We start from the raw sequence: 15,637 nt of genomic DNA on the forward strand, positions 1-15,637 counted from the left end.
GGTGTGGACCATGGACCCGCAAAACGTGCCGATCGAAAAATTGTCCTTTGACGACTGCTGGGAACTCCTCGCCGACGATATCGTGGGCAGGCTTGCCATCGTCGTGGACGGCCATCCCGAGATCTTTCCCGTCAACTACGTTGTCCATAGGCGCAGCATCGCGTTCCGCACGGCACCAGGCTCCAAGCTCTGGGGAGCCACCATGGAACGGGCCGCGGCGCTGGAGATCGACGGGTACGATCCCGCCACCGAAGTAGCGTGGAGCGTTGTGGCACGGGGCGATACCGAGATCATCGAGGACCAGGCCGAAAAGGACGCCGTGGACAGCCTCGGCCTCGAGCCCTGGCAGCCCGGTGAAAAGGCACATTATGTGCGGCTCAACGCCAAGGCGCTGACCGGGCGCCGGTTCAAGGTCAACCGGCCGGACGTTTGGAACACCCGGGCCCAGGACCGGCGACGGGCGTCGTTCGAGTAATCCTGGCGCCCGGCCGTATGTGAACAGGCTGCTTGTGAACAGTCTGCGGCCGTCAGACCCGGGAGGCCTGACGGGTCAGCTGTGCTTCCAGGCCGGACAGCAGGATGGTCAGTCCCTGGTCTAGTTCCATGGCGCCGTCGTACTCTGCGAGTGCGGGTGCCAGCGTGCGGAGCCTGGGGAATTCCTTGGCCGGCAGGCGGTGGAGCCCCAGGCGCAGCAGCACCTCGTTCTCTTCCGGGTCCACCACGTACTCCTGCAGTTCGTTCAGGATGTGCCCATACAGGAAGCCGTAGTAGGCCCGGTACACATGAAGCGCATCTGACGGTTCGAATCCCGCTGCCGCGAGCAGGGAAAGAATCTGCTCCAAGGGCCGGAGCGTGCCCAGCGGGCGCAGACCCAGCGGCGTGGAGAGCGGCCGGGTGACCAGCAACGGCACCACATTGGGGTGCTCCAGAGCCAGCTGGCGGAGGTTATGCGCGATGTTGCGCAGCTGCGCCTTCCAGTCCGGGTCCTCCGGGTGGATGGTGAGTTGGTTGAGCACGAGCTCAGACACGCCGTCCAGCAGGGCTGCGCGGTTTTCGGCGTACCGGTAAAGACTCATCGGGTCCCGGCCAAGCTCCTGTCCCAGCCGGCGCATGGTCAGTGCATCGAGCCCTTCGGCGTCCACGACTTCCAAGGCTTTCGCCAGCACCACGTCCCGGCTCAGCCTGGCCTTGCGGCTGGCTGTTGTGACGGTTTTTGGGGAAGCCATGTTGTCCATCCTGAATGCCGGGCGGGTCACGGAAGCGATTACTCCAGTCGCTTGCCGTATCTGTAGTCTACAGGTAAAGTCTACAGCGTAGACATACGGTGAGAGCGTCCCTGGTTCCGTTCTTGTGGACGGCATGGTGTTTATGAACCGCTGTCCTTGTGCAGGACACGGGATACCGCTGCTGTAGCCGAACGGTGGCACCGAGCACTGAGCGAAGGGAAGCCGCAATGGCACATTCGCAGTTCGACATCTTCCTGCAGGAAGCTACCCACTTTGACCAGGTCTCAGGATCCAACCTGGACCGTGACCGCCTCTATGGGCTTTACACGAGCTGGTGCTTCATCAACCAGCAGGCACCCGGCCCCGAATCGAATTTCTGGGCAGCCATGAAGCACAAGGTTTCACTCCGCCACAACGGGCTTCGGATGAAGGGCCCTGCCGCGGCCGACTACATCCTGAGCAGCTACCCGCGGCTGTCTTGAAACTCCGGCCCTCTCCGTAAGGGCTCCGGCCGGCCCTCGGAACATGATTTAATGCTGTGGCACTTGCGTGCCACAGCATTTTTCGTCCTGAACGCCTAGCCCGTCGCTGAAGCCGGCAGCGGTGTCCTCGCCCCATTCGAGCGCCGCCCCGAGCCATGGTTTTCCCGGTCAGGGGCGCCCGCAGCTGCCGGGCGGCATCGGCTTGCGCCGCACCTGCATCGGCTGCAGCTGCCAGGCCCACCAGGGCCAGAAGGCTGATGAGGAGCCCGGCCACCACGGAGACGAGGGAACGTGGACGGCTGCGGCGGACCGCGGGGTGCGACGTGTTTCCCCGGATGCTGACAAGAACCCCCCCCCCCGGCACTCATTGCTCTGGCGTCGGGGGTGCCCCACCCTAGGAACCTTATCGCCTTGGGCGCCTGCTGAATTACGGAACATGACGACGGCGGCGATGCGGGTTTTCGCGGCAGGTGTTACGTTTTTGGGGAGTAATGAGTACCGGTGTGAAGCCCTGACTGGCCGGTCGGCAACCCTCCCTTTCGCGGCGGGGTGCCTCAGGTGAATACTCGGCATATCGACCGATTCGAGCTGCAAGCGTGAAAGAAGGAGTTCCGTCATGTCTGACGCACCTGCCCCCGAGGAAAGACTGTCCTACCGCCTTATCAGCGGCGCGGACAACCGTGAATTCTGTGAGCGGATCTCCAACGCCCTTGCCGAAGGCTACGTGCTGCACGGCAGCCCGGCTGCAACCTTCAACGGCACCAGCGTGATCGTGGCGCAGGCGATCGTCCTTCCGTCAGCGATCGCTTCCGCAGATGCCGCCGTGGCCACCGCCGTGGACCAGCTCGACGCCGCTGGAGACCTCGAATTCGACGGCGAGGGGCACGCATGAGCTACGCAGGAGACCTGACCCCGGAGGAAGCCTGGGCCAAGCTGGAGCAGGGCGCCATCCTGGTGGACGTCCGCACGGAGGGCGAATGGGCCCACATCGGCATCCCGGACACAAAGGCCACGGACAACGATCCGCTGTTCATCCAATGGACCTTCCCCGGCGGCATCCCCAACCCGCGCTTCGTCCAGGACCTCAAGGAGCAGGCGCCGGAAGACCCGAGCGCGGAACTGGTGTTCCTGTGCCGCTCCGGCCAGCGCTCCATTGCCGCGGCCACCGCCGCCACCCAGGCCGGCTTCACGTCCTACAGCGTGCTGGAAGGCTTCGAAGGCGAGCCGGACCATTACGGCGAACGTACCGTCAATGGCTGGAAGAACCGCGGCCTGCCCACCAACCTCGGAAAGAACTAAGTGAGCTTCAACCAAGACGCCCCCGGCTGGAACCCCGACACACAGGCCGTCCGCGGCGGCCTTGACCGAACCAACTTCCAGGAAACGTCCGAGGCCATCTTCCTGAATTCCGGCTTCGTCTACGAGTCCGCCGCGGCAGCCGAACGCGCATTCACCGGCGAGGATGAGCGCTTTGTCTACTCCCGCTACGGCAACCCGTCGGTGGCCACATTCCAGGAACGGCTCAGGCTGCTGGAAGGCACTGAGGCATGCTTCGCGACGGCGTCGGGAATGTCCGCGGTGTTCACTGCCCTTGGTGCCCTGCTGGCTGCCGGCGACCGGGTGGTGGCCGCCCGCTCACTGTTCGGTTCGTGCTTTGTGATCCTGAACGAGATCCTGCCCCGTTGGGGTGTGGAGACGGTCTTCGTGGACGGCCCGGACCTGGACCAGTGGCGGGAGGCACTCTCCAAGCCCACCGCCGCCGTCTTCTTCGAATCCCCGTCCAACCCCATGCAGGAGATCGTGGACATCGCCGCCGTCAGCGAACTGGCGCACGCGGCCGGTGCAACGGTGGTGGCGGACAACGTCTTTGCCACTCCCCTGCTGCAGCGCTGTGGCGACCTCGGTGCGGACGTCATCGTCTACTCCGGCACCAAGCACATCGACGGGCAGGGCAGGGTGATGGGCGGGGCCATCCTCGGTACCAAGGAGTTCATCGACGGCCCGGTCAAGCAGCTGATGCGCCACACCGGCCCAGCGCTTTCCGCCTTCAACGCCTGGGTCCTGACCAAGGGCCTGGAAACCATGGGCCTGCGGGTCAACCATTCCTCCGCCACGGCCCTGCGGCTGGCAGAGTGGCTGGAAGAACAGCCGGCTGTGAGCTGGGTGAAGTACCCGCTGCTGAAGTCGCACCCGCAATACGCCCTGGCGGCAAAGCAGATGAGCGCCGGCGGCACGGTGCTGACGCTGGAGCTGTCTCCTTCCGCCGGGCGTTCGGCGAAGGAAGCGGCGTTCGCGCTGCTGGACGGGCTGCGCATCATCGATATCTCCAACAACCTCGGCGATTCCAAGTCCCTGATCACCCACCCCGCCACCACCACGCACCGCGCCATGGGGCCGGAGGGGCGTGCCGCGATCGGCTTGAGCGACGGAGTGGTCCGGTTGTCCGTAGGCCTTGAGGACCCTGAAGACCTTATCCGCGACCTGGAACAGGCACTGAAGCAGATCTAGCCGGGCTGGACGTCGAGGCGGATTTGGACGCTGTCACCAGCGCTGAGGTTTCTTCCGCGATCTCGTCAGCGATGTTCGCGGGAACGGTCAGGAAGTGCCATGGCGCTTCACCCGGGTGCAACCAGAGTTCAGCCTCAAATACGTACGACGGCGTCACGCGGCAGAATATGCCACGGCCACCTGGCAGGCGCCATGGGGCCAGCTACCTGACATAAGTCCAAAGGGTGCGGCAGCCGCTGCCTCCACTGCCTGCTGGGCGCACTGCCCGCTGCCTGTCGGATTCAAATGTCGGACCCTCGTTGGATGATGTGGGTATGGGAATCAGCATCGGTGTTGGGGCAGTGACGGAGGGTATCTCTGCCTCTGTTGCTGCCCTTGATGCGCTGGACCTTGAAGACGCTGTTCTGGATTCCGATGCTCATGGCGGCACTGACGTGGACGTGTTGCAGCGTCGGTACGAACTGCGGCTGGAACGGCTCGCGGTGGTGAAACGGCTCGAGGGCCAGCTCGCCGCGGTGAAAGCCCGCGATGTTGCCGACGCCGTGCAGATCCAACACGCGATGCTTGCCCCGAACGCCCCCGTACAGGAGCGCACCTATGCGGAGATGTCCGCCGTGGAGGAGATCGCCGGGATCCTGACCATCAGCTCCCCAGCTGCCAGCGCCCTCGTGGACCAGTCTCGCCGGGTCTCCTGCTTGCCGCCAGTGATGGATGCCCTGTCGGCGGGGGCCGTGTCCTGGCAGCACGCAAGAATTGTTGCCGACGAAACCGAAGGCCTCACCCCTGCCGGCGCCGCGGGTTTGGTGGCGCACTTCTTCGACCCCGACGCACCCAATCCCGCCCGCGGCGCCACCCCCGGCGACCTCATCCCGTCCCGGTTCCGGGCCAAGGTCCGTGCGTGGCGGGAACGCCACCACCCCGAATCGATCGAAAAGCGCCACGCCAAAGGAGTCGCAGACCGGCGAATGGAATACACCCCCGACCGCGACGGCATGGCCTGGCTCTCCCTCTACCTGCCCGGACACACCGCATCTGCCATCTGGAACCGCACCACCGCCACCGCCCGCGGACTCCAAAGCCCCGACGAACCCCGCACCCTCACCCAACTCCGCCCCGACATCGCAGCATCCCTCCTGCTAGGCGAGGGCAATACCGCTGAGCTTGGGAAGGTCCCCACCCCGCGGGCCGATGTCCTGGTGACCGTGCCGGTGTTCGCTCTGCTCGGTATCACGGATGAGCCGGCGGAATTGGACGGCTTCGGTCCCATCCCGGCATCGATGGCCCGGACACTGGTCGCGGACGGGGCTGATTCGTTTTACCGGGTGCTGGTCGACCCCCGCTACGGGGCGCCTTTGGAGATCGGCCGCACCCGCTACCGGCTCCCAGAGACCATCAAACAATGGATCAGGATGCGGGACCGCAGATGCACCTTCCCCGGCTGCAGCAACCACACCCCGGACAACGACATCGACCATGGGACCGCCTGGGAAGACGGGGGAAGCACCGGGATCAGCAACCTGGCCCAGCTCTGCCACAAACATCACCGGCTCAAACACAACTCCCGGTGGGTACCCGATACCGCGGCCCCGAATGAGCCACCAGGCTGGACCTCACCCACCGGCCGGCACTACACACCCGACCACCCCACCCCCGAACCAACCCACTGGCCGCCAGGCACGCTGCCCGGGCAGCGAAGTCTCATGGAGGAAGCACTTCTGCAGCTCCTCGCTGCCTAAATCCGCAGCGCCAGCTCGGGAGGGCACGGTCGAACACGCGGGCAGAGTTTTCTCGCTCAGCCTGCTTCGCGATAGATCATCGGCTCTCCGCCGGTGGCAACAATCGCTGCCCTTAGGCCTACATTGTTTGTTTTGTCGCCTGCTGCTTAGTGGGAAGCGAAGCCAAGGCCAGGTAGCGCATCACCAGGGCGGCTGAAATCAGCGCCGCCGAGAACGGCAGGCACCCCTGGGCGGCCAATACATAGACTTGCGTCAGGGCAAAGAAGAAGCCGTTTGAACCGTTGAACGTCTGAGTGCCCAGCGTCTGCATGAACGTATTTGCGAACAAGAGAATCAACAGACCAATAGCGCCCAGGACCACTCCTGCCCACAAAGTACGCCGGTACAACGTCGACTTCGGGTTTCCAGTCATTCCATCCCCCAAGGAAAGGGCAGCTCATGCTGCCGCCGATGACTCACCTAAGCACGGCGTGCCATCCCTTACAAGCGGGATGTCCGCGAGGACCGTCTCAGGCCTGGCGTACGCGCAGCAGCTCCGGCGTTGTCCCCACCTCTGACAGGTCCAGCGAACCGCGCATGGTGACGTGGACGGCCTGGCGGACCACAGCGCCGAACCCCATGTCCTCCGGCGGCGGCCCGGCCAGGGCCTTGTCGCGTGCACGGCGTTGTTCGGCCGCCCCTGTTCCGCGGGCGATGATGTCCTCCACACCCTGCCGTGCAAGGGCCAGCTCGCCCTGTTCGTCCAGCACCGGCGCCAGGTAATCAACCAGCGAACGGACTACATCCGCCGCGGGAGCGGGCCGGAAGTTCCCGAAGTCCAGGAGCTCACCGCTGAGCCCCTCGCTACTGGCCTGCCAGGACGCCATCCGCAGCAGGACAGTAGGCACCGGTGCCGGATCGACATCCTCGCGCCACTCCCGGCTGGCGGATTCCACCAGCGCCCGGACCAGCACCGCGATCAGAGCGGCGTCCTCGGCCCGAAGGCAGACATCCGCCACTCGGACTTCCACGGTGGGATGGTTGCGGGAAAGCCGGGCATCGAAGTAGAGCATGCCCTCATCGAGCATGACGCCGGTCTCCAGCAGTCGGGTGACCACGCGGCGGTAAGCGGCGTAGGTGCCGTAAATGCCTGCAGGCCCTGCTGTAGGCCATCTGTTCCAGGCCTGCGTCCGGTAGCTCTCGAATCCGGTAGGTACGCCATTCCAGAACGGCGAATTGGCGCTCATTGCCGTCAGCACCGCAAGTTTGTCGCGGATGCGGTCCAGGACGGCAACCCCTTCTTCCGGCGATTCGATGTAGGTATGGACGTGGAAGCCGCAGGTCAGTTGTTCCTGGGCGGTAAGTCCAAAGCGCTCCAGCATCCTGGCATAGCGGGGATCGGGCGTGGTGTGCGTGGTGGAAGCAAGCGGTGAGGTGGCGAGCGCAGCCACCCTTGCATCATGCTTCCGTGCCGCCTGGTCCGCGAGCGTCCGGCCAGCCCGGATCTGTACCAGCAGCCGCTCGTAGTCCAGGCACGGCCGGGTCTGCGTCTCGATCTGCTCAAGCTTCAGCTCGGCACTCAGGCCCATCTCGTCGTCGTAATCCGCTTGGTTTCCGCCGTGGTGGACGTTCGAATCCGCAGGGAGATCATCCGCCGCCACGTGGTGGCCGGCGAGGAGGGCGTCAGCCAGGGCGAGCGGTTCCCCGGACTCCGGATCTACGATCAGGAGTTCTTCCTCAACGCCGAATGTACGCATACGAACATTCTGCGACAGCAGCGGGGCATTGGAACTGTGGCCCGCCGTTCATGACGAAGCGTGAATGCTCAGTCCTGGAAGTACTCCACCTTTGCACCGATGGTGTTAAGACGTTCCGCCAAGTCCTCGTAACCGCGCTCGATCACGTAGATGTTGCGCAGTTCGGAGACGCCGCGTGCGGCCAGCATGGCCAGCAGCAGGCAGGCCGCAGGCCGGAGCGCCGGCGGGCAGCCCACCTCGGCGGCACGCCATTTGGTGGGCCCGTTGACATAGATCCGGTGCGGATCCAGCAGCTGCACCTGGGCGCCAAGCCGGTTCAGCTCGGTCAGGTAGATCGCCCGGTTCTCGTAAACCCAGTCGTGGATCATGGTCTGGCCTTGCGCGTTCGCAGCAATCACGGCGAAGAACGGCAGGTTGTCGATGTTCAGCCCAGGGAAAGGCATGGGATGGATCTTGTCCTCGGGGGCACGCAGCTCGGAGGGCTTGGTGGTGACGTCCACCAGGCGGGTGCGCCCGTTGCGGGCCATGTACTCGCCCGAAACCTCGAGCTTCTGCCCCATCTGGCCCAGGGTGGCCAACTCGATCTCCATGAACTCGATGGGCACGCGCCGCACGGTGACCTCTGAATTGGTGACGATGCCGGCCGTGATGAGGCTCATCGCCTCAATGGGGTCCTCGGACGGGAAGTACTCGATTTCGGCGTCAATTTCAGGCTTGCCCGTGATCTTCAGGGTGGTGGTGCCCACGCCCTCGATGGTGACGCCGAGCATCTGCAGGTAGAAGCACAGGTCCTGCACCATGTAGTTGGGGCTGGCGTTGCGTATCACGGTGGTCCCGGCCCGGTGGGCTGCGGCCATGATGGCGTTCTCGGTGACCGTATCCCCTCGCTCGGTGAGGACGAAGGAGCGGTCCCGGGTGTCGCCGGGGGGTGCCTGGACGCCATAGAAACCGGCGGTGGCCTCCACGGAAAGGCCGAACTCACGCAACGCCTGCATGTGGGGTTCCACGGTGCGGGTACCAAGGTCGCAGCCGCCGGCGTAGGGCAGGCGGTACTCCCGCGACTCGTCCAGCAGGGGTCCCAGCAGCATGATGACACTGCGGGTTCGCCGTGCAGCGTCCACGTCCATCGCGTCCAGGTTTAGGACCGCGGGGCGGCGGAGGCGCAGGTCGGTGTCGTTGAGCCAGGTGCACTCCACGCCGATGCTGGTCAGCACCTCAACGATGCGGTTGACTTCCTCGATCCGGGCCAGCCGGCGGAGCACGGTGGTGCCGCGGTTGATCAGGCTGGCGCACAGCAGTGCGACGCCGGCGTTCTTGCTGCTGTTGACGTCCACAGCGCCGGACAGGGTTCGTCCGCCCTCGACCCGCAGGTGCGTCATCTGCGGCTTGCCGACGTTGACGATGCTCCGGTCAAAGATGTTTTCCAGCCGCTGGATCATCTTCAGGCTCAGGTTTTGCTTGCCCTGTTCCATCCGGGCGACGGCACTTTGGCTGGTGCCAAGTTCGGCGGCCAACTGGCCCTGCGTCCAGCCCTTCTCGGTCCGGGCGTCCTTCAGCATGGCGGCAACGTGCTCAGCGGTTTCCTGCGTCATAACCACAAATATATCATAAATGAGTTATTCACTCCGCTAGCGGTCCTACGTCAGCCGCGCCGGAAAGGCTTTACCCGGACTGTGCGATACGGGACGCACGCACTGGGCCCATCAGCTGCCCAGCCACACCATGTTCCACGTTCCCGCCGCAAGAGCCGCCGCCAGGGAAAGCCCGGCCATCACCACGCCGCCAGCCACCACGCCCAGGTCCAAGGCGCTGAAAGTGGATTCCCGCGCCCACGTCCTGTTGCCGCCGCCAAAGCCGCGCGCCTCCATGGTTACGGCGAGCCGGGACGCGCGGCGGATTGCCTGCACCAGGAGCCCGAAACTCTGCCCCAGCGTCGCTTTGACCCGCTGGCCCACGCTGCCGCGCGAGCCCACGCCGCGCGCCCGCCGTGCCATCCCGATAGTTTGCCATTCCTCGGCCATGAGCCCCACCAAGCGCATCGCGGCCAGGGTCCCCAGTACGAACCGGTGCGGTAGCCGCGCCTTCTGCGCCAGCGCATCGGCGAGGTCCGTCGGGTCGGTGCAGCTCATCAGCAGGACCGCCGGCAATGCAATGGCAAAGCCGCGCAGGAGGAAGCCGATACCCAGCTGCAGCGAGCCTTGGCTCATGGTCCAGATGCCGACGTCGAGCAGGATCCTTCCGCTGTCCGGCGCCAGGATGGAGGTGCTCCACCCGCCCACGGCGGCGGCGAGGATCAACGGCCATCCACGCTGCCACAGCAGGGTCAGGGTGAGTCCGGCCAAGGGAAACAGCAGCAGTTCGAAGACCAGGGCCACGGAGGCCGACACCCAGTCGATCGACAGTGCCAGGACCGCCGTGATAAGGAGGACGGCCCCGAATTTACTCAGGGGGTTGGCCCGGGCCAGGAGGGCACGGTTGCCGGCCAGGGTGAGTTCCTGCCTCATGGCGCCACCGCTTCCGTCGCGGCCATCCGGAGCTCCACCCCGCCCAACGCCGCCGTGAATTCGGCGTCGTGGGTCACGGACACCACGGCGGTGCCGGCATCCAGCAGTTCGGACAGGAACGAGGCCAGCTCGGCCCACGTGTTGGCATCCTGGCCGAAGGTGGGTTCGTCCAGGACCAGTACCTGGGGGCTGGCGGCGAGGACGGTGGCCACGGAAAGCCGCCGTTTTTCGCCGCCGGAGAGCGTATAGGGGTTGGCGTCCACCAGTTGGGTGAGCCGCAGCCGCTCCAGCAGTTCATCAACCCGGTCCTCGCCGTGGCCCAGGTGCCGGGGGCCGAACAGCAGCTCATCGAGCACCTTGCCCGTGACGAACTGGTGCTCCGGCTCCTGGAACACTGTCCCCACCCGCGAAATCAGTTGCTCGGCCTTCCAGTTGTAGGGGTCGATTCCCGCGCCACGGCTGAGGTCCAGCGTGGCGGAAACCTTCCCGGAGACGGGCTCCAGCAGCCCGGCAAGAGTCAGCGCGAACGTGGACTTCCCGGCGCCGTTGGGACCGGTGATGGCGAGGGCCTGGCCGGCGCGGACCTGGGCCGCCAACCCTTCCTGGACCGGGACGGCCGGAATCCTGCGGAGGCCCTTGCGGCGTGGACGTCCGCGGGAGACAGCAAGCTGTTCGGCGGCCAGCAGGAGGTTCCCGGTGCCGGGGGCGGGAACCTCGGAACGGCCGCGGGTAGCCGGTACGTAGCCAGGGACCCACACACCGGCCGCCGCGAGCATGGCGCGGGCGTCGCTGAGCACCCGGTCCGGAGGCCCGTCCAGGAGCACGGCAGGGTCGGCAGCGGAACCCGGCTGGAGTACGACGATCCGGTCCACCAGGTCCTTCCATACGGAAACCCGGTGCTCCACCACAACCAGGGTGGCCCCCGTCTTGTCCAGGCAGCGGGCAACGGCGTCCCGGACTTCCAGGACCCCGTCCGGGTCAAGGTTGGCTGTGGGCTCGTCCAGCAGGATCAGCCCGGGGCGCATCGCCAGGATGCCCGCCAGCGCCAATCGCTGCTTCTGCCCGCCGGACAGGGCCGACGTCGAGTGGTCCAGCGGGAGGTGGGAGAGGCCGACGTCGGCAAGCGCCTCGTGCACTCGCGCCCAGATAGCGTCCCGGGGCACCGCAAGATTTTCGGCACCGAAGGCGACGTCGTCGCCCACGCGGGACAGGACCACCTGGGTTTCGGGGTCCTGCTGCACCAATCCGGCGCGCCCGCGCTGGGCGCGGGGCACGGCGCCGTCAATGAGCAGCGAACCGGACTCGTCGGCGTCGCCTGCCTCGCCGTCGTCGTTAATGTCGCCCAGCACCCCGGCAAGCGCATGCAGAAGCGTGGACTTCCCGGCCCCCGAGGGACCGAGCAGCAGCACCCGCTCACCAGGGCTGATGTCCAGGTCGAGGGCATGGACGGCAGGCCTGGTCCGCCCGGCATGCCGCCAGCCCCAGCCGCGCGCGCTAACGGCGGCGGGGCGGACCGCCGCGGCGGCGTCCTGGGAAGCCATCAGGAGAAGACTGGCTCCGTGGCGGCCTTGCGGGATGCGAAGGAGCTGAGCACTCCGGTGCGCGCCAGGCCCCGGGTGGCCAGCCAGGACAGGGCGCCGGCGATAACCGCGCCTGACACCATGCAGAACAGGATGTAGGCGAGCTTGTCCCCGCCGGAGTACGCGATGTTCCAGCCCCACGGCGCGAACGAGTCGTTCAGGCCACAGAACAGGCCCGCGGCCGCGCCGGCCAGCAGGGACACCGGCAGGTTGAACTTGCGGTAGACGAAGATGGCGAAGATGATTTCCGCTCCCAGGCCCTGGACGAAGCCGGAGAACAGGACGGACGCGCCGTACTGGGAGCCCATGAGGAGCTCGCCCGTGGCGGCCACGGTCTCACAGAACAGGGCGGCCCCGGGCTTGCGGATGATCAGCATCCCCAGGACACCGGGGATCATCCATCCGCCGGCGATCAGGCCGTTCAGGGGCGGGTAGGCGGCGTTCATCGGCACGGATACCGCGGCCGCGGCCTGGTCCCAGGCCCAGAAAATAACGCCTCCGGCGATGGCCACCAGCGCGGCGACCACGATGTCCACGACGCGCCAGGACTTACTGGTGGTCTTCTTGATTGCTGCAGTGCTCATTGAATCCTCCTGGGAAACAGGAGGGGAAAGTGGACCCGGCTGGCGGCCTGTAGCCGTGCAGCCGCGACACTTTGAGAACTCGACTCCCTTGCGCCGGTACTAACCGGATCAGGTTCGAGGGTCTGCGGCTGTCCGCACTCTCAGCGCCCACCTGCGGTTCCCGGCTGGTGCCGGATGGCCGACGGCGGCGCTCCCCTGTCGTTTTTAGTGTTGCGTTGAATTTGGGTAAGGCTTTTTGCCCTTCCAGGCGTGCACAAGTTTACACCGGTAAGCCCCTGATGGAGGGCTCCTGGCGCCTATCCTCCGGGATGTGACCAGGCCGGCGGCCTGCTGAGGCAAGGCCTTAGCTTTTATTAGTAATCATGCTTACTATATTGGTTCCCGGGATCGACGCGGACAGGGTGAAGGAGCTCCGTCCGCGGTCACGGAAACAGCCCGGCAGAACAAGGAGCACCATGAGAATTCCGGAAACCAGAGGCCCTGTCAGCAGCGCCCTCTTCGCGGCCCTGGCACAGGCTCCTGATTCGGCGGGGGCAGAGCTGGACGCACTGCACCGGCAGGTGGCGGGGCGGTTGGCCCAAACCACCGACATCATCGGCGACGAGGACATCCAACTGGCCCTCTTCTGCCTCTACGAGCTGCACTACTCGGGCCTTGACGGCGTCTCCGACGCCTGGGAGTGGGAGCCGGGGCTGATCCGGGTGCGGCGGCTGATCGAGGAACCCTTTGAAGCGGCCCTCCGTTCTGCGGCCCGGCAGGCAGCAGGAAACCTCGAACTGCCCGCCGGGGTTTCCATGACCAGCGACGCTGTGGCCGATGTCCTCTTCGGCCTTGCCGCCGGGGACACCGGCCCCAGCGTCTCCCGTTTCGTTGCCCGAAAGGCAAGCCTGGACCAACTCAAGGAGTTCCTGGTCCACAAATCCGTGTACCAGCTGAAGGAAGCCGATCCCCACACCTGGGCGATCCCGCGCCTCAGCGGACGGCCCAAGGCGGCACTGGTGGAAATCCAGGCGGACGAATACGGCGGCGGGCGCCCGGACCGGATGCACAGCGCGCTGTTCGCCCGGACCATGCGGGGCCTGGGCCTGGACGACTGCTACGGCGCCTACGTCGATGCAGTTCCCGCCGTCTCCCTGGCATCGGTGAACCTCATGTCGCTGTGCGGCCTGAACCGGCGGCTCCGCGGCGCCATCACCGGCCACCTGGCCATCTATGAAATGACGTCTTCCCAGCCCAACCGCTTCTACGGCAACGGATTCCGCCGGCACGGTTTCGGCGCGGACATCACCCACTACTTCGACGAGCATGTGGAGGCCGACGCCGTCCACGAGCAAATTGCGGGGCGGGACCTGGCAGGCGGCCTGGTGGAAGCAGAGCCGGAGCTCCTCGCGGATGTCCTGTTCGGGGCGACTGCCGTCATGGCCATCGACAGCCGCCTGTCGAACCACCTGATGTCCTCCTGGGAAGCCGGCAAATCTTCGCTCCGCATGGCCGTGCCGGCGGCAGCATGACCGCGGCCCGCACTGCAGCGACTCATGACGTCGTGGCGCCCGACGCAGAATACATCCTTCCCCTTCGATGGGCCTCGGACTCGGGCCTGGCCGAATTATCGGCCTACCTCCGGCACCTCGTGGACTGGATACCCGTGACCGTGGTGGACGGCTCGGATCGGGCCCTTATCGAGAGCCACCGTGCCGCGTTTCCCCCGGCCGTTCGCCTCATCCCGCCGGACCAGCAGCACGTTTCCGCCGGAGCACAACCCAGCGGGTACGGGCGCGGCAGCAACGGGAAGGTGGCCGGGGTGATGGCCGGGGTGCGCGCCTCGGAGGCGGAGTTCCTCGTCATTGCCGACGACGACGTCCGCTACACGCGCGAGGCCCTGGCCGCCGTCGTGCATCACCTCAGGTCGGCGGACGTGGTGCGGCCGCAGAACTACTTTGCGCCGCTCCCCTGGCACGCCCGCTGGGACACGGCCAGGACGCTGCTCAACCGCGCCTGGTCCGCCGACTATCCGGGGACGCTGGCAGTTCGGCGCAGCGCCCTCCTGGCCACGGACGGCTACGCGGGAGTCCTGTTCGAAAACCTGGAACTTATCCGGACCATCAAGGCCGCCGGCGGCACCGAGCGGATCCTCCCCGGCCTGTTCGTGGCGCGCAGGCCACCCACTGCACGGCATTTCATCCGGCAACGCGCCCGGCAGGCCTACGACGACTTCGCCCAGCCGCGGCGGCTCCTTGCCGAGTTGGCCTTGCTCCCCGCAGTTGCCGGTACCGGCCTGCTTCCTGCCATCTTGCGGCGGGTGGCCCTTTTGGCTCTGGCGGGAGCGGCCGTGGCCTGCGCAGAAGCAGGACGACGGCGGGACAACGGGACGGCCGTTTTTCCAGCCTCAGCTGCATGGTTCGCGCCGCTCTGGGCCCTGGAGCGGGCCGCCTGCGTTTGGCTGGCCGTCTTTTTCGGGCTGGCAGGCGGCGTCCCCTACGCCGGCGGCCGGATCAGGACGGCGGCACACAGCGAAGCGGAACTGCGGCGGCGCCATGCCGGAAAGCTGGCCGCGGCCTGCCGGACGCAGGCACCAACCATGGATGCGGTGCCGGCATGACGCCCAAAGAGGAGCACGACCCCCAACAGCGACACGACCCAGGACAGCAGCATGATCCCGGACAGCAAGGAACAGGAGGCAACGTGGACCAGGAATCCGCGGCGGGCTCAATAGTGGTGTGCCCGGACGGGCCCTTGATCGTCAGGGGCGGGTTCGAGATCGTCACCCCCTCGGGGGATGCCGTGCCCCGGGAACGAAAGACCGTGGCGTTGTGCCGGTGCGGGGCCTCGGCGATCAAACCCTACTGCGACGGCACGCACAAAATGATCAAGTTCCGCACCGAACCACCAACCGCCTAGTTCACCAGGCCCGTCCGCCCGCCACGTCCTTGCCATGACCGGCACGGCTGTCGGGCTAGGGTGGAGGCAGTCCGTTTTCCGCCGCCGCAAGGAGTTACAGGAATGAACCTATTCATCAAGCTGCTCGGGACCGGGGTGAGCCTGGGTGCGGGCCTGGCCGGCACCAAGCTGGTCAACACCATCTGGGAAAAGACCACCGGCCAGAAGGCACCCACGGGCAAGCACGAGGATGTCCCCACCAGCCTGCGTTCGGCGCTGACCTTTGCGCTGATCTCGGCGTCGGTCAGTGCCATCATCCAGGTCCTGGCCAACCGGGGCACCCAGCGCGCCATCGCCCGCTTCGCCAAGACCCAGGACATCGTCTAAGGCAGGACAGCGTCCAA

At 66.2% G+C, this 15,637-nt stretch carries 18 protein-coding genes and 2 riboswitches; of the genes, 10 read left to right on the forward strand and 8 right to left on the reverse strand.

Translation table 11 applies throughout. The features are described from left to right. The first annotated feature begins 10 nt into the window (after positions 1 to 10). The gene (locus ACTJK0_RS05660; protein ID WP_110542166.1) at positions 11 to 475 is read left to right on the forward strand and encodes a pyridoxamine 5'-phosphate oxidase family protein; all 465 of its coding nucleotides are present in this window, start codon (positions 11 to 13) and stop codon (positions 473 to 475) included. A gap of 52 nt (positions 476 to 527) precedes the next feature. Here the strand turns inward: ACTJK0_RS05660 and ACTJK0_RS05665 are convergent, their stop codons facing one another. After that, positions 528 to 1,226 (reverse strand): TetR/AcrR family transcriptional regulator C-terminal domain-containing protein, encoded by a 699-nt coding sequence (locus ACTJK0_RS05665; RefSeq protein ID WP_440744565.1) that lies wholly within the window; start codon positions 1,224 to 1,226, stop codon positions 528 to 530. A gap of 227 nt (positions 1,227 to 1,453) precedes the next feature. Between ACTJK0_RS05665 and ACTJK0_RS05670 the strand changes: the two genes are divergently transcribed. From ACTJK0_RS05670 to ACTJK0_RS05685, 4 genes are all read left to right on the forward strand, one after another. Next, positions 1,454 to 1,708: a hypothetical protein gene (locus ACTJK0_RS05670; protein WP_440744566.1), complete on the forward strand. Its 255-nt coding sequence runs from the start codon at positions 1,454 to 1,456 to the stop codon at positions 1,706 to 1,708. A 487-nt stretch (positions 1,709 to 2,195) separates the two neighbouring features. Next, a riboswitch (SAM riboswitch) is annotated at positions 2,196 to 2,311 on the forward strand. Positions 2,312 to 2,324: 13 nt separating this feature from the next. After that, positions 2,325 to 2,600, forward strand: coding sequence for a DUF1737 domain-containing protein (locus tag ACTJK0_RS05675; RefSeq protein ID WP_440744567.1), 276 nt, complete (start codon positions 2,325 to 2,327; stop codon positions 2,598 to 2,600). Next, entirely contained in the window at positions 2,597 to 3,007 is a 411-nt protein-coding gene (locus tag ACTJK0_RS05680; RefSeq protein WP_440744568.1) for a rhodanese-like domain-containing protein, read from the forward strand. Before ACTJK0_RS05675 ends, ACTJK0_RS05680 begins: the two co-directional genes overlap by 4 nt. Beyond that, on the forward strand, positions 3,008 to 4,216 hold the full coding sequence (locus ACTJK0_RS05685) for an O-succinylhomoserine sulfhydrylase (protein ID WP_110542026.1): 1,209 nt from the start codon (positions 3,008 to 3,010) through the stop codon (positions 4,214 to 4,216). Here the strand turns inward: ACTJK0_RS05685 and ACTJK0_RS05690 are convergent. Continuing rightward, on the reverse strand, positions 4,179 to 4,373 hold the full coding sequence (locus tag ACTJK0_RS05690; protein ID WP_181422359.1) for a DUF1905 domain-containing protein: 195 nt from the start codon (positions 4,371 to 4,373) through the stop codon (positions 4,179 to 4,181). The genes ACTJK0_RS05685 and ACTJK0_RS05690 overlap by 38 nt on opposite strands. Before the next feature lie 157 nt (positions 4,374 to 4,530). On the opposite strand from ACTJK0_RS05690, the gene ACTJK0_RS05695 reads away from it, so the two are divergent. Then, positions 4,531 to 5,952 (forward strand): DUF222 domain-containing protein, encoded by a 1,422-nt coding sequence (locus tag ACTJK0_RS05695; RefSeq protein ID WP_440744569.1) that lies wholly within the window; start codon positions 4,531 to 4,533, stop codon positions 5,950 to 5,952. Between the two features lie 118 nt (positions 5,953 to 6,070). On the opposite strand, the gene ACTJK0_RS05700 is transcribed toward ACTJK0_RS05695, so the two are convergent. From ACTJK0_RS05700 to ACTJK0_RS05725, 6 genes are all read right to left on the reverse strand, one after another. After that, positions 6,071 to 6,364: a hypothetical protein gene (locus ACTJK0_RS05700; protein ID WP_440744570.1), complete on the reverse strand. Its 294-nt coding sequence runs from the start codon at positions 6,362 to 6,364 to the stop codon at positions 6,071 to 6,073. Between the two features lie 97 nt (positions 6,365 to 6,461). After that, positions 6,462 to 7,688 carry a glutamate--cysteine ligase 2 gene (locus tag ACTJK0_RS05705; protein WP_110545324.1) on the reverse strand — a complete coding sequence of 409 codons (1,227 nt, stop codon included), beginning with the start codon at positions 7,686 to 7,688 and terminating at the stop codon, positions 6,462 to 6,464. A 68-nt stretch (positions 7,689 to 7,756) separates the two neighbouring features. Next, positions 7,757 to 9,280 carry a UDP-N-acetylglucosamine 1-carboxyvinyltransferase gene (locus ACTJK0_RS05710; RefSeq protein WP_110545325.1) on the reverse strand — a complete coding sequence of 508 codons (1,524 nt, stop codon included), beginning with the start codon at positions 9,278 to 9,280 and terminating at the stop codon, positions 7,757 to 7,759. 111 nt (positions 9,281 to 9,391) lie between these two features. Further along, positions 9,392 to 10,192, reverse strand: a complete 801-nt coding sequence (locus ACTJK0_RS05715; protein WP_110545327.1) for a CbiQ family ECF transporter T component — start codon at positions 10,190 to 10,192, stop codon at positions 9,392 to 9,394. Then, a complete protein-coding gene (locus ACTJK0_RS05720) occupies positions 10,189 to 11,733 on the reverse strand; it encodes an ATP-binding cassette domain-containing protein (RefSeq protein ID WP_110545328.1) in 1,545 nt (514 codons plus the stop codon). The genes ACTJK0_RS05715 and ACTJK0_RS05720 overlap by 4 nt, the downstream gene beginning before the upstream one ends. Next, positions 11,733 to 12,356, reverse strand: a complete 624-nt coding sequence (locus ACTJK0_RS05725; protein WP_110545330.1) for an ECF transporter S component — start codon at positions 12,354 to 12,356, stop codon at positions 11,733 to 11,735. Before ACTJK0_RS05725 ends, ACTJK0_RS05720 begins: the two co-directional genes overlap by 1 nt. A 67-nt stretch (positions 12,357 to 12,423) precedes the next feature. Further along, positions 12,424 to 12,563, reverse strand: a riboswitch (TPP riboswitch). Between the two features lie 248 nt (positions 12,564 to 12,811). Here ACTJK0_RS05725 and ACTJK0_RS05730 point away from each other — a divergent pair. The 4 genes from ACTJK0_RS05730 to ACTJK0_RS05745 all read left to right on the forward strand — a co-directional run bounded on the left by ACTJK0_RS05730 (position 12,812) and on the right by ACTJK0_RS05745 (position 15,620). After that, positions 12,812 to 13,867, forward strand: a complete 1,056-nt coding sequence (locus ACTJK0_RS05730) for an iron-containing redox enzyme family protein (RefSeq protein WP_440744571.1) — start codon at positions 12,812 to 12,814, stop codon at positions 13,865 to 13,867. 32 nt (positions 13,868 to 13,899) lie between these two features. After that, positions 13,900 to 14,955, forward strand: coding sequence for a glycosyltransferase (locus ACTJK0_RS05735; protein ID WP_440744572.1), 1,056 nt, complete (start codon positions 13,900 to 13,902; stop codon positions 14,953 to 14,955). 83 nt (positions 14,956 to 15,038) lie between these two features. Next, positions 15,039 to 15,254 carry a CDGSH iron-sulfur domain-containing protein gene (locus tag ACTJK0_RS05740; RefSeq protein ID WP_110545333.1) on the forward strand — a complete coding sequence of 72 codons (216 nt, stop codon included), beginning with the start codon at positions 15,039 to 15,041 and terminating at the stop codon, positions 15,252 to 15,254. Positions 15,255 to 15,356: 102 nt separating this feature from the next. Next, positions 15,357 to 15,620 carry a DUF4235 domain-containing protein gene (locus ACTJK0_RS05745; RefSeq protein ID WP_110545335.1) on the forward strand — a complete coding sequence of 88 codons (264 nt, stop codon included), beginning with the start codon at positions 15,357 to 15,359 and terminating at the stop codon, positions 15,618 to 15,620. Positions 15,621 to 15,637 lie beyond the last annotated feature (17 nt).

Source organism: Paenarthrobacter sp. 22069 (genome assembly GCF_052046035.1).
GTDB lineage: Bacteria > Actinomycetota > Actinomycetes > Actinomycetales > Micrococcaceae > Arthrobacter.

Excerpts from the sequence above, each read along its gene's own strand:
- ACTJK0_RS05660 (WP_110542166.1), top strand. The coding sequence starts at position 11 with ATGGACCCGCAAAACGTGCCGATCGAAAAATTGTCCTTTGACGACTGC.
- ACTJK0_RS05665 (WP_440744565.1), bottom strand. The coding sequence starts at position 1,226 with ATGGCTTCCCCAAAAACCGTCACAACAGCCAGCCGCAAGGCCAGGCTG.
- ACTJK0_RS05670 (WP_440744566.1), top strand. The coding sequence starts at position 1,454 with ATGGCACATTCGCAGTTCGACATCTTCCTGCAGGAAGCTACCCACTTT.
- ACTJK0_RS05675 (WP_440744567.1), top strand. The coding sequence starts at position 2,325 with ATGTCTGACGCACCTGCCCCCGAGGAAAGACTGTCCTACCGCCTTATC.
- ACTJK0_RS05680 (WP_440744568.1), top strand. The coding sequence starts at position 2,597 with ATGAGCTACGCAGGAGACCTGACCCCGGAGGAAGCCTGGGCCAAGCTG.
- ACTJK0_RS05695 (WP_440744569.1), top strand. The coding sequence starts at position 4,531 with ATGGGAATCAGCATCGGTGTTGGGGCAGTGACGGAGGGTATCTCTGCC.
- ACTJK0_RS05700 (WP_440744570.1), bottom strand. The coding sequence starts at position 6,364 with ATGACTGGAAACCCGAAGTCGACGTTGTACCGGCGTACTTTGTGGGCA.
- ACTJK0_RS05705 (WP_110545324.1), bottom strand. The coding sequence starts at position 7,688 with ATGCGTACATTCGGCGTTGAGGAAGAACTCCTGATCGTAGATCCGGAG.
- ACTJK0_RS05710 (WP_110545325.1), bottom strand. The coding sequence starts at position 9,280 with ATGACGCAGGAAACCGCTGAGCACGTTGCCGCCATGCTGAAGGACGCC.
- ACTJK0_RS05715 (WP_110545327.1), bottom strand. The coding sequence starts at position 10,192 with ATGAGGCAGGAACTCACCCTGGCCGGCAACCGTGCCCTCCTGGCCCGG.
- ACTJK0_RS05720 (WP_110545328.1), bottom strand. The coding sequence starts at position 11,733 with ATGGCTTCCCAGGACGCCGCCGCGGCGGTCCGCCCCGCCGCCGTTAGC.
- ACTJK0_RS05725 (WP_110545330.1), bottom strand. The coding sequence starts at position 12,356 with ATGAGCACTGCAGCAATCAAGAAGACCACCAGTAAGTCCTGGCGCGTC.
- ACTJK0_RS05730 (WP_440744571.1), top strand. The coding sequence starts at position 12,812 with ATGAGAATTCCGGAAACCAGAGGCCCTGTCAGCAGCGCCCTCTTCGCG.
- ACTJK0_RS05745 (WP_110545335.1), top strand. The coding sequence starts at position 15,357 with ATGAACCTATTCATCAAGCTGCTCGGGACCGGGGTGAGCCTGGGTGCG.